Consider the following 12,317-nt stretch of genomic DNA (forward strand, 5'->3'; position numbering starts at 1 on the left):
ACAGAAGGAAGACCGTATGGCACGCGCCCTCGTCATGATCCCTGCGGGAGAAGTGTACGATCACGACAATGTCCGCTGGTATCGTCACACCGACGTTCAGGGCAGCATCAATCACTATCACAATATCGGCGATGCCTTCGTTTTCGAGTCGTCGTTGAAGCTGATGAATTACGAAAAGGCTTCCGAACTCCCGATTACCAATTTCTCGCCGGAGAAGATCGATCAGCTGCGCGAGGAATTTGATTATGTGATCCTGCGCGGCTCGAATTATATCAACAAGGATATGAACTGGCGCGACACGATCCCGGTGCTGCAGCGGCTGAAATTGCCGGTCATTGCATTCGGCGTCGGAGCCCAAGCGCCGGTAAGAGGGGAAATACAACTTTCCGAAGAAACGAAGGCGGTCCTGCGCATCATCGCAGATTCCACTACATCCATCGGTGTGCGTGGCGCTTATACCGCCCAAGTGTTGAACGATATCGGCATCCGCAATGTGCGCATTGTCGGTTGCCCAACCGCGTTTCGTCGCAACAACCAGCATCTGCGCATCAAGTTGCCGCCGCTGGAAAACGTTACGCAAGTCGGCGTTACGGTTCGCCGCGAGGTTTCGCCGGCCTATGCGCAGGATATCGAGCAATATCTGACCCGTCACCGCGACCTTATCAAATCAATGGCTAAACGCTTCGATGTGACATTGATGGCGCAGGGCGAAATCGATGAAAAGAAGATGGTCTTCGGCACGGCGGAGCAGAAGGAGGAGGCTATTGCAGCCCTCAAGAACCATCGCTGGACAGCGGACTGGTATTTCGACGAGACTATAGAAAACCTCTATCGCCATCGTATGTTCTATTCGGATGTCGTTGCCGATTACGAGGAACTGGTGCGCAGGCAACAGCTCGTTCTCGGCTATCGCCTGCATGGTAATCTGATGGCGCTGGCCAATGGCGTGCCGTCCATCTATTTCACCTATGACAGCCGCACGGCTGAATTCGCTGAGACCTACAAGATACCAAGCTATGATGTCTTCAACGACAAGCCTTTCCAACTGGAAGATTATTGGGATCAGTCGCTGTTCGACAAATACAATCGGGCATGGTTCGAGACTTATGCCGAGATGAAGCAGTTTCTCGATGAAAATGGTGTCGACAACAAGATGACCGAAACCGGACTGCCCATCGCGGAGTTGAAGGTCGCGTGAGATCTAGTTCTCTGGCAGTTGGGCGGAACCCTTGCCCTTCTGCTCTTCTGCCAGAAGCGACCATGCGGCGATGAACATCGCAGCAATTAGCGGCCCGACCACAAAACCATTGATCCCGATCAGTGAAATGCCCCCAACCGTGGAGATTAGCACGACATAATCCGGCATGCGGGTCCCCTTTCCGACAAGCGGCGGACGCAAAAGATTATCGACCAATCCGATCACGAATACGCCGACGAAAACCAGAATACCTCCGCTTATCCATTCTCCGCTCGCAAAGAACCACGCCGCTGCCGGTACCCAGACGAGTGCCGCGCCGACCGCTGGAAGCATGGAGAGAAACGTCATCAATACGCCCCAGAGCAAAGCCGCCTCGACGCCCAAGGACCAGAAAGTCACGCCGCCTATCGTACCCTGAATGATGGCAATGATGATATTGCCTTTCACCGTCGCACGGATAACAGCGATGAACTTTTCCAGAAACTGCCGCGTATAATCGTCGTTGAGCGGAATGGCCTGCCTGATCTTCCGGCCAAGATCCGCACCATCGCGGAAAAGGAAGAACAGCAGATAGAGCATGATGCCAAAGCCGATGAAGAATTGGAGCGTGTTCTGGCCGAAGCTGACCAGTTTTCCGGCAAAAAGCTGACTGCCTTGCATAATCGCGGATGATATGCGTGCGCGCCATTCAGCGAAATCGCCCAGCTCGAACCGGGTCAGCCACTCCTCCAGCGAATCCGGCAAGGCGCCCAGAATGCGCGAGATATAACTGTTCAGATCGAACTCCCGACTGCTCAGGCGTTGATAGAGGGAATTCCCCTCCTGTACCAGCGAGCCGAAAATCGCAAGCATCGGAATGATGACCAGACAAATGCACATCAACACGGATAGCAGAGCCGCAATATTTTTCCGACCACCAAGAAGACGTTCAAGGCGCTGTTGTACCGGCGAGAACACCACAGCGAGGATAACAGCCCACAGAACCGCCGAATAGTAAGGCAGCAATAGCCACGCAAAGGCAATGGTGACCAGTGCCAGTAGGATATAAAAGCTCGCGCGCTGGACGGACATAATCACCTGCTGCAGTTTTCCGGGTCGGGAAACCCTGCCCGGAAAACCATTTCAGTTCAATAGAGAAGCATAGTTCCGGCGAGTCATGCTGCTTTCAGAGGCACCAGCTTTTCATTGGGAAGTAAACGGGCAAGCGTGCTCAGAAGATCGCTTTGCGACACCAAACCGATGATGCGGCGCATTTCATCGACCACCACGACAGCATGCGCCAATCCATCTGTCAGGCTGGGCAAAAGGCTCATCACCGGATCGGTTTGGGAAGCGGTTGGAGCCTCCACAATATAATTTCTGAAATCGTCGCCCGGATGCATCAATTCGCGCAAGCCGACCACGCCCTTCAGGCGCCCATCGGCCCCACGCACTGGCAATGTCATGAGATTATGCCTCAGGATCAGCTCGCGCGCTTGGCTCGCCGTAGCATCTTCACCGATACTAACGACATCGCGGGACATAATGTCCGCGCAGGTCAGGTCGCCGTGGGAACGAATGGACACTTCAAGCTCCACCTGCCGCAGCAGACGTCCGAGATCGTTGCGATCGATATCGAAGCTTTCATCCAGAGCAAGCAAGGCGCGGTCGATATCTTCCTCGCGGATACCCATCCGGACTGACGGCGGCAGGTCTTCCGTGCTGTGCTTGTTTACCGGAGCGGCAGCCGCGACATGCGGATATTTCCGGCGCGACAGTTTGTGAAACAGGATACCCAAGCCGACGAGAAGGCACGAATTCAGCGCGACCGGCACAAGCGGAAACAGGAATCCCCACTTGGCAACCGCGGAACCACCCAGAACAGCAGTCAGTGCTGCTGCGCCGCCTGGTGGATGAAGACTGCGGGTAGCCGACATCGCCGCAATGGCGAGAGCCACTCCGAGGCCGATTGCCAAAGCCGGATCATCGACAAACTGGGTGACGGCCAATCCCACAAATGCTGAAATCGTATTGCCGCCGATGATCGACCATGGCTGAGCCAGCGGGCTTGTCGGAACCGCAAAAAGCAAAACCGCTGAAGCGCCGATTGGTGCCACGATCAAAGGCAGATGCGGACCGGTTCCCAGCAAAATGCTCGATATGAATCCGGTCAGCGCGATACCGATCAAAGCACCAAGGCAGGCAATCGAACGTTCGCGCAGTGTTGCACCGGCAAGGACCGGCTTGAACAGTCGGAACGCGCGCGACTGGTCTTGTTCAGGATCTTTTTGGGTCATTCCGTCAATCAGGCCGATGATAGGGAAGCTTCAGCGAAAACCCGTTGAAGCTAAAGACTGTTCTCTTGGGGGTGAGACAATATCCTGCCCTTGCCGGATTCGAACAAGAAAGCAAATCCGTATCCACCTGCCGGAATGGAAAAATCGTTCCTCGTTCATCAACTCATCGAGAACAATGGTCTCAACGCCATCTCAAGCCCGAGAATCATAAGGCCGATCAGAAACCAACGACGGAAGTTTTCCGGTCGAATCTTGCGGCGACACACCTGCCCTATGAACATGCCGACCAGTGATGGAAAGACGGCCAGAACGGATGCCAGCAAAAAATCGCCCGAATAGGCCTGCCTGCTCGAAAGTCCGACCGCAAGTGCGGTGGTCGAGACAGTGAAGGAAAGCCCGAGCGACTGTACGAGATCGTCTTTTCTGAAACCCAGCGATTGCAGATAGGGTACAGCTGGAATGACGAATATTCCAGTTGCACCGGCGACCAGGCCAGTCAACAGCCCGACGACAGGAGACAGCAGGCGCTCAAACCTTTCCGCTATCTGTAACTGGCGGGCAAACAACGTGTAGGCTGCGTAGATAACAAGCGAGAAACCCAGCATCGACGTTGTGACTGCAATATTTCCGCTGACCAGAACCACAGCTCCCGCAATGGTGCCGACTGCAACGGCAAGCATCATGCTCCAGAGACGAAGCATAAGCTGACCGAAGCTAGGCCCCGCCAGAAGCTGCCAAAGATTGGTGATGAGGGACGGGATAATCAACAGGCTCGCCGCCGCAAGTGGTGATATCAGCGCGCCCAGAATGCCCATTGCGACCGTAGGCAGCCCCATTCCTGTCACGCCTTTGACAAAGCCGGCACCGAGGAATGTAACCGCAATCGTCAGGATCAAGGATAAAGAATAAGTCATGCCCCTGCTATAGCGACTTGGCCATCGGACGGAATGCGGAAGTTCCTTATCGAGCCTTCGGCTTTCCCATAGGCAGAATTCGCGCTACCATCGCTTATGCGTTTTGATCTCACAGACCTCCGCCTATTTCTCGCCGTAGCCGATACCGGCAGCATCACGCATGGCGCGGCCGAAGTCGGCCTGTCGCTTCCCGCTGCGAGCGAACGCCTGCGTGACATGGAAGCCGCAGGCCAGGTGTCGCTTCTGGAACGAGGGCGACGCGGCGTTGCCCTCACGGAAGCGGGCGAAGCGCTCCTCCATCATGCGAGGGTTGTAATGCGGCAAATGGCCGACATGCATACCGAGTTGGGCTTGCATGCCAAGGCCATGCGCACGGCCATTCGCGTTGCGGCGAATACCGCCGCCGCCACAGAATATCTTCCAGTGCGGCTTGCCAGCTGGATGGCTGATAATCCCCGCATCGATGTGGAACTGAAAGAACGGCAGAGCAGTGATATTGCCCGCGCCGTTTTGCGCGGTTTCATTGAGATCGGCATTCTGTCGGATGCAGCAGAAACCGCGGGATTGGAACTGGTTCCTTTTGCAACAGATCATTTGGTGCTGATTATGGCCAGACATCATCCTTTGGCCGAACATAAGCGTGTGAGCTTCCCCGATCTTCTGCAGGAACAATTCATCGGCCTTTCCGCTGGTGCTTTGCAGGAGCACATCGAAATACAGGCAACCCGACTAGGGGGCCGACTTAAAATCAGAACGAGGCTTCGCACCTTCGAAGGCGTCGGCAATATGGTTGCTGCCAATGTAGGCATTGCGATCATTCCGCAGACGGCTGCCCGACGTCTAAGAAAGGCGCTCCCCATTGCGACTGCGACACTAGCTGACGCGTGGGCGACAAGAAACTTAGTGATCGCTGTACGATCCCTGAATGACTTAACCACACCTGCCAGAAATCTTGTCGATCACCTCACCTTGGGCGGTCGACCTCTCGCAAAAAAGACCGCGAGAGGTTGAACCATAGCACTTTTACGAATTGAGATCTGCAAGTAGATCATCATAGACCTTGCATGCGCCTTCGAGATCGCTCGTTGCCTGCGTCTGAGCACCGCTCATTTTCTGCGCGATTTCGTGAGCTTTCTGGGGGTTCGAAGCAGCCACTTCCTGCATTTTCGTGGCGACTTCCATCGCCTTTGCCTGGACCTCCTCAGTCGTGCAGGCAAAGGATGGAGTTGCCAGAACAACGAACAAAGCGCCTAGAAGATATTTTTTCATAATAGTCCTCTCCTAATCTATTTTCATGAATGCGCATTGCACCTAGCAAGGAATTTTCTTTAGCTCTAGCTAAAACAATAGTTCACCAGAATACTTCACAGAATTGCAATATATCTGGATGAACATAACTATCAGCATTTCAGCATAGGAAGCGACCGGCGAAACCGTGTGCAGGCGTACGGTCCTGGCACCACAAGCGAGCTACCCAGACTTTGGTAGTATAAGCGCTTTCATTGAAGCTCAGGCATTGGCAAGCCGCCAGGATACATCTACATTCTCGTTAGAGACCACCGGATAATCATGCCGTTTCAAGAGCAAGCTCGGTGTTGAATCTTTCTGTCGCAGTGATTTGATAATATCGAAATTGATTGCCCGAAGCGCCCAAAGAGGCGTGGGGAACTAAATTCAAATTACGGGCTTGCCCGCCGCAACATAGTCTGGGAGGACACTATGATGAAGCTTATCGCCACTCTGGCGACAACACTTGCTATTTCCACCGCAGCTTTCTCCGCACAAGCACAAAACTATCCGGAACGGACGATCACCATGGTCGTGCCTTTCGCTGCAGGCGGCCCGACCGACACCGTGACGCGGCTGGTCGCGGAATCCATGTCCAAGGATCTCGGACAGCAGGTTATCGTCGAAAATGTCGGCGGCGCAGGCGGAACACTCGGCGCGGGGCGCGTCGCAACCGCCGATCCGGACGGCTATACCCTGCTGCTTCACCACATCGGCATGGCTACAAGCGCTACGCTCTATCGCAAGCTCGCCTATGACACGCTGAATGCGTTCGAATATGTCGGCCTCGTCACAGAGGTTCCGATGACCATCGTTGCCCGCAAGGACCTTGAGCCGACCGACCTCAAGGGGCTGATCGAATATGCCAAGGCCAACAAGGATACAGTGACAGTCGCCAATGCCGGTATCGGCGCGGCATCACATCTGTGCGGTATGCTGTTCATGAGTGCGATTGAAACTCCGCTCGTCACCGTTCCTTACAAGGGAACAGGTCCGGCCATGACCGATCTGCTCGGCGGGCAGGTCGACATCATGTGCGACCAGACCACGAACACGACCAAGCAGATTCAGGCAGGTACAATCAAGGCTTACGCCGTCACCTCGCCCGAACGTCTGGACGTCTTGAAAGACCTTCCAACGACCAAGGAAGCCGGTCTGGACGGTATGGAGGTGGGTATCTGGCACGGCATCTACGCCCCCAAGGGAACGCCGGCTGAAATTACCGAACGCCTGTCGAAATCGCTTCAGGTGGCTCTGAAAGACCAGAACGTGGTTGCCCGCTTCGCTGAACTGGGCACAAAGCCGTCACCGGAATCGGATGCGACACCAGCCGCACTGAAGGCCAAGCTTGAATCCGAAGTCGCACGCTGGAAGCCGATCATCGAGGCTGCCGGACAATACGCAGACTGATCGTATTGCACGCATTCAAGGCGCGTCTTTTGGCGCGTCCTGATTGTCGTCTCCTGTAGCTGCGCGTCGAAACAGCGGCCATCGGGATCGGTGATCCGACTTCATATGCCGGACCTTCGGCATAGCCCTTTCAACGGCAAATCCGAAAGACGATTGGCCCATGAACGAGCCCTCAAGAAAATTTTCAATCGATCCGACCAACGGATTGTGCGGCGCCCTTCTCGCACTGACCGGCGCGTTTTTCGCCTATCAGTCGCTAGGTCTGGACATCGGCACATCGCTTCGCATGGGACCGGGATATTTCCCGCTTGTCCTGTCCGGTGTCCTGATCTTGCTTGGACTGGTCATTCTTATTCAGGCGACACGTGTCGCGGGCGAACCAATGGGGCCGATTGCATGGCGCGGCCTGTTCTTTATTCTGCCTGCTCCGATATTCTTCGGTCTGACCGTGCGTGGCCTCGGTTTCGTGCCGTCGTTGTTCCTGACCTGCCTCATCGCCTCTTTCGCCTCAATGCGCATGAAACCGCTTGCTGCAATCATTCTTGCTGCTGCAATCACGGTCTTCTCCGTCATTGTGTTCAGTTACGCGCTCGCGCTGCCCTATCAGCGTTTCGGGCCCTGGTGGCCGTTCTAAGGGGGCATGAGCATGGAACTTTTCAACAATCTCGCGCTTGGCTTTTCAACCGCATCGACGCTTGCCAATCTTGGGTTCTGCCTCATCGGTGTGCTGCTCGGCACATTGATCGGCGTCCTGCCTGGCATCGGCGCTACGGCCACAATCGCCATGCTTCTTCCGGTCACGTTCCAAATCGGTGATCCGGTTTCCGCACTCATTATGCTCGCCGGCATCTATTACGGTGCCCAGTATGGCGGCTCGACAACAGCAATTCTCATCAACATGCCGGGTGAATCCTCATCCGCCGTGACGGCCATCGACGGTTACCAGATGGCACGCCAAGGACGAGCCGGTGCAGCACTTGCAATTGCGGCAATCGGTTCATTTTTCGCCGGCACTGTTTCCACCTTTCTGGTAGCGGTATTCGCTCCGCCGCTAACTGAAATTGCCCTGAAATTTGGCTCCGCTGAATACTTCTCGCTGATGGTCGTCGGGCTGGTGTCGTCTGTGGCGCTTGCTCACGGTTCCATCATCAAGGCACTGGCGATGGTCGTTCTGGGGCTTCTGCTCGGTCTTGTCGGCACCGACATCTACACCGGAGCACCACGATTCACACTTGGCATTACGGAATATGCCGACGGGCTCAACTTCGTCGCGGTTGCAGTCGGCGTGTTCGGTATCGCCGAAATATTGCGCAATCTTGAAAGCGAACATACGCGCGAAGTGCTGATGGCTAAAGTCACAGGACTGATGCCGACGCGAGACGATTTCAAGCGCATGACTGCGCCGATCCTGCGTGGAACCGCCATCGGCTCGGCACTTGGCATCCTGCCGGGCGGTGGCGCCATCCTGGCATCCTTTGCTTCATACACAGTGGAAAAACGTATATCCAAAACACCTGAGGAATTCGGCAAAGGCGCGATTGCAGGCGTTGCAGGACCGGAATCCGCCAATAATGCCGGTGCGCAGACATCCTTCATTCCCATGCTGACACTTGGAATTCCGGCCAATCCGGTCATGGCACTGATGATCGGCGCCATGATTATTCAAGGCATCGTGCCCGGTCCGAATGTTGCGGCAGAACAGCCTGCATTGTTCTGGGGCGTGATCGCGTCGATGTGGATCGGCAATCTCATGCTCATCGTCCTGAACCTGCCGTTGATCGGTCTGTGGGTGAAGCTTCTGACAGTGCCTTACTATGTGCTGTTCCCCATCATCATGACCTTCTGTTCTATCGGCGTTTATAGCGTCAATTCGAACGTCTATGATCTTTATGCAGTCGCCTTCTTCGGCTTCATCGGTTACCTGCTGGCCAAACTGCGTTGCGAACCAGCTCCCTTGCTGCTTGGCTTCGTTCTCGGTCCCTTGCTGGAGGAACATCTGCGTCGCGCCATGATCCTGTCACGCGGCGACCCGGCAACTTTCTTCACCCGGCCGATCAGCGCCATTCTGCTTGCCATAGCCGCAGCCGTTCTCGTGGTCGTGCTGCTTCCCTCGGTACGCAAGAAGCGTGATGAAGTATTCGTCGAGGAGAGCTAACATAGATTAAGCCAAAAGATGACGATGGAACATTGGTATGCTATAGGAACCAGGGGCTTGGATTGTCGTTTGAATCGCCAGCACAGAGGGAGGTGTCATGGCGGACGAACAGCGTCGGAGCATTCGGCAGCGACTGGCTGCCATCGTCATCGCAGGTATCGGCACGGCTGCCGCAAGCGTATTCTCCTACGCAACGGCGATCTATGAAGCAGCCAATCCCGAACCCATGCGGGAAGTGAGCCCCGGCGAAACGGTCGATACCGGGCGCTGGAATGTTGCAGTGACGAGTGCACGCTTCGGTTCTGTTCCGCCGACCGGCGTGAAACCTTACGAACCCAAGAACTACCTCATGGTCGATGTCAGCCTCGACAATCGTTCCGCATCTTCAGCCTATGCGTCGCGAAGGCTTCTGACCTTCGACCCGCCAAATCCGGCTCTGACCGATCCAACTTTCTACATCGTGCGCGACAAATGGATTGCGGGTCGGGTCCATCCCGGCATGCCGGAAAAGCTGACGGTAGCGTGGGAATGGCCGCAAGGCAAAGCTCCGCCACAGGAAGTCCGGCTCCTCATCGGCAGCGAAATCTACAAGAAGCGGGATAATCTCTATGGGGCCTCTACATGGCTCGATCGGGATCCGATCGCCGTCATTCAATTGCCAGTACATATGTCATCCGCCGGGGACGAAGGATGATGAAGTGGCTCAAAAGCGCCGTGATGCTGTGTGTAGCCATCGCAGCACTTTATGGCATGCAGCATTCCACCCCCTACTACAGCAATATCTTTTCCTCGGTCACCGTTGAGGGAAAGCAGGGAAAACCCGTCGAAACCAGCCGTTTCGTAGTTGGCATTGTAAATGCCTATCGAACCCGCCAATTGACCACACCCGGCATAGGAAGTACCCGCACCTATAGCACGGACGGCGAATGGCTGGTTATCGAGGCCGCCGCGAAAGCAAAGATCGAAAGCCTTGGCCTCGCATCTGTCGAATGGCTTGGGCCGAACGGTATCCGCTATGCCATGAGCAGCCGTCCGACACTTGCGCCTGGCATAGTGGGCTCCGAACGGCTGGAGCCGGGGATACCGCGTCCTATCCTGATGGTATTTGAATTGCCACGCGACCAGATCGCAGACGGAAAGCTGCTCATTGCCGAATCTTCACTGACTCCTCTTTCAGAACAGATACAGATTAGCATGAGCACAACGGCGAAGGACAATGTCAGCCGGTCAATTGCGATCAAACGCATGGGGGCCATCATGCCATGGCAATTGGAGGTCAGCCAATGAGTGACGTGACCTCTTTTGGCGAGCGGAAATCCTTCTGGATATGCCTTGCTCTCCTGATTATCACTCTGCCCCTTGCCGCCTTTGTCGGTTCCGATGGCGGTCTGTTGCGATGGATCGAGCAGAAGCTTCAAGAGCCGATGGTCGTGCCGCGCGGCAACGTGCAGGCTTATGGAGGCGGCAACTGGAAACTGGTCGCGCTGGACAGGTTTCCGGGCACGTTGCCGGAAACAAACATTGTCCTTGCCGAAGTGGAAGTGACTATTCAGGATGCCGAACAATTGAAACAGATGATACCCTGTTTCATGACCGTGACGGACACTGAGGGCCGCCGCTGGTCGACATTATATGTATCCAACCAAACAATCCAGAAACTGAAACCGGAAGCCGCCGACAAGCCGAAATGTTACGATCTCGCCAATGAAAACGGCAACGCCCCGGTTCGTATCGTCGAGAGTTTCCTTGTACCTGCAGATGCTGGACAGCTTTCGCTATTGCTCACTATGCTTGGGAAACAACCTGAGCATCTGGTTCTGAATTAGCTCTGTTCTTCTGGCTTACCAATGCATATTCGAGAACTGCCGCCAAAAGTGCAATACGTATTGCATCAAGCAGAATGCCGCCATCAAGCTCCGTCGGGCTGCCGATAAAAATAACCAGAATACTGGCAATACGCTGCCAGATTTCAATATCGTATGGTCCAAGATAATGGGTTGTGCCGTACCACATCCACGCACCGATCCAGCTTATCGCACGATAAAGAACGATAAACGACAGCAGGGTACCAAGCCCTGCCCCGGCGACCAGTTTCAGGCAGGTCCAGACAGGCCGGTAACGGCTGCGATAACCGCCCAGATAATGCGCGGCGAAGTCGCTTAGCCACTTCCGGAAGGTAGTTCCGCGAGATGGGGCTGGCGGCACAGGCGCTTTCTTCGCTGACAGATCATAGCCGTAGATGATCGCAGCCATCACCAGCCAAACCATCGGCAAGAGCGCATAGAAGAACAGATTTTGTGCCTGCACCCAAAGGCTCGGTTGCTGGAACTCCACGGGTACAAAATTTTCGGCTGCATAAGCACTTATCGAAAACCATGTGGCACTGACATCGAAACTATCGAGCAGAGACCCAGCACCGATCCAGCGGATCAGATCGTCTTTCCACTTGTCGAGTGCAAACAGACCGATGAATATCCAGCTTGCATCTGCAGCGACAATGAGCAGCCGCAGCCATGGCGATTGAACTTTTTCATTGGCGCGTTTGGCAATCCAGCGGATCAGCCAGCAGACAAAAATCGCGGCGATCAGGCTGCCGGAGCGCACAAGGTCGAATATGTGCATCTTCTCGCCAAAGGCAGTGCGCTCAAAAGCAAGCCGGGAATATTCGCGAACCGTATCGCCGAGAAACCCCCATGCGGCATAGTAGGCAAAGAACGGCAGTATAACGGCCGCCGTCACCATCAACATACGATCAGCCCTGCGATTGTCAGGCGAAGATGCTGTACCTCCTACGGCCGCCGTCTGACGCAACGAAGCGAGTGCAGGTAATCCAGGCCGCAACGTGGCGAACATCGTCACCACCACGAGCAACTTGACCAGCACGACCAGCGAAAGAACGACCATTCCGGCGAGCGGAAAATATCCGCCCGCGCTCACCGCAGCATCGAGCAGCAGGTCGCGCGCGATATAACCCAGCGCCCCAATAAGCAGCAACTGGGGCCAGAACCGAGCCAGAAGACGGGCTGTCAGAGCGAGCAGACCGCCGATATCCTTGAGCATCGTCATGGCCGCAGTTT

General features: G+C 55.3%; 13 protein-coding genes. 8 read left to right on the forward strand and 5 right to left on the reverse strand.

Annotated features, from left to right (window positions below):
• Positions 1-16 precede the first annotated feature (16 nt).
• Complete coding sequence (locus HWX93_RS01480; protein WP_176036233.1) at positions 17-1,198, forward strand: polysaccharide pyruvyl transferase family protein; 1,182 nt, start codon at positions 17-19, stop codon at positions 1,196-1,198.
• Between the two features lie 3 nt (positions 1,199-1,201).
• Here the strand turns inward: HWX93_RS01480 and HWX93_RS01485 are convergent, their stop codons facing one another.
• From HWX93_RS01485 to HWX93_RS01495, 3 genes are all read right to left on the reverse strand, one after another.
• Complete coding sequence (locus HWX93_RS01485) at positions 1,202-2,269, reverse strand: AI-2E family transporter (RefSeq protein WP_109987396.1); 1,068 nt, start codon at positions 2,267-2,269, stop codon at positions 1,202-1,204.
• Positions 2,270-2,352: 83 nt separating this feature from the next.
• Positions 2,353-3,474 (reverse strand): HPP family protein, encoded by a 1,122-nt coding sequence (locus HWX93_RS01490; protein ID WP_176036234.1) that lies wholly within the window; start codon positions 3,472-3,474, stop codon positions 2,353-2,355.
• Positions 3,475-3,632: 158 nt separating this feature from the next.
• The gene (locus tag HWX93_RS01495; RefSeq protein WP_176036235.1) at positions 3,633-4,388 is read right to left on the reverse strand and encodes a sulfite exporter TauE/SafE family protein; all 756 of its coding nucleotides are present in this window, start codon (positions 4,386-4,388) and stop codon (positions 3,633-3,635) included.
• Positions 4,389-4,484: 96 nt separating this feature from the next.
• Between HWX93_RS01495 and HWX93_RS01500 the strand changes: the two genes are divergently transcribed.
• Positions 4,485-5,399 carry a LysR family transcriptional regulator gene (locus HWX93_RS01500; RefSeq protein WP_176036236.1) on the forward strand — a complete coding sequence of 305 codons (915 nt, stop codon included), beginning with the start codon at positions 4,485-4,487 and terminating at the stop codon, positions 5,397-5,399.
• 12 nt (positions 5,400-5,411) lie between these two features.
• Here HWX93_RS01500 and HWX93_RS01505 read toward each other — a convergent pair whose 3' ends face one another.
• The gene (locus tag HWX93_RS01505) at positions 5,412-5,657 is read right to left on the reverse strand and encodes a hypothetical protein (RefSeq protein ID WP_109987400.1); all 246 of its coding nucleotides are present in this window, start codon (positions 5,655-5,657) and stop codon (positions 5,412-5,414) included.
• A 450-nt stretch (positions 5,658-6,107) separates the two neighbouring features.
• Here HWX93_RS01505 and HWX93_RS01510 point away from each other — a divergent pair, with 450 nt between their 5' ends.
• The 6 genes from HWX93_RS01510 to HWX93_RS01535 all read left to right on the forward strand — a co-directional run bounded on the left by HWX93_RS01510 (position 6,108) and on the right by HWX93_RS01535 (position 11,066).
• Positions 6,108-7,085, forward strand: a complete 978-nt coding sequence (locus HWX93_RS01510; protein ID WP_419190572.1) for a tripartite tricarboxylate transporter substrate-binding protein — start codon at positions 6,108-6,110, stop codon at positions 7,083-7,085.
• 160 nt (positions 7,086-7,245) lie between these two features.
• Positions 7,246-7,719: a tripartite tricarboxylate transporter TctB family protein gene (locus tag HWX93_RS01515; RefSeq protein ID WP_109987401.1), complete on the forward strand. Its 474-nt coding sequence runs from the start codon at positions 7,246-7,248 to the stop codon at positions 7,717-7,719.
• Between the two features lie 12 nt (positions 7,720-7,731).
• The gene (locus tag HWX93_RS01520) at positions 7,732-9,240 is read left to right on the forward strand and encodes a tripartite tricarboxylate transporter permease (RefSeq protein ID WP_176036237.1); all 1,509 of its coding nucleotides are present in this window, start codon (positions 7,732-7,734) and stop codon (positions 9,238-9,240) included.
• Positions 9,241-9,337: 97 nt separating this feature from the next.
• Positions 9,338-9,934, forward strand: a complete 597-nt coding sequence (locus HWX93_RS01525; protein ID WP_176036238.1) for a hypothetical protein — start codon at positions 9,338-9,340, stop codon at positions 9,932-9,934.
• On the forward strand, positions 9,934-10,527 hold the full coding sequence (locus tag HWX93_RS01530) for a hypothetical protein (RefSeq protein WP_419190603.1): 594 nt from the start codon (positions 9,934-9,936) through the stop codon (positions 10,525-10,527). The genes HWX93_RS01525 and HWX93_RS01530 overlap by 1 nt, the downstream gene beginning before the upstream one ends.
• Positions 10,524-11,066 carry a hypothetical protein gene (locus tag HWX93_RS01535; protein WP_176036239.1) on the forward strand — a complete coding sequence of 181 codons (543 nt, stop codon included), beginning with the start codon at positions 10,524-10,526 and terminating at the stop codon, positions 11,064-11,066. The genes HWX93_RS01530 and HWX93_RS01535 overlap by 4 nt, the downstream gene beginning before the upstream one ends.
• Here HWX93_RS01535 and HWX93_RS01540 read toward each other — a convergent pair.
• Positions 11,026-12,306 (reverse strand): hypothetical protein, encoded by a 1,281-nt coding sequence (locus tag HWX93_RS01540; protein WP_176036240.1) that lies wholly within the window; start codon positions 12,304-12,306, stop codon positions 11,026-11,028. The genes HWX93_RS01535 and HWX93_RS01540 overlap by 41 nt on opposite strands.
• Positions 12,307-12,317: the final 11 nt, after the last annotated feature.

Source organism: Brucella tritici (assembly GCF_902825325.1).
Taxonomy (GTDB): domain Bacteria; phylum Pseudomonadota; class Alphaproteobacteria; order Rhizobiales; family Rhizobiaceae; genus Brucella.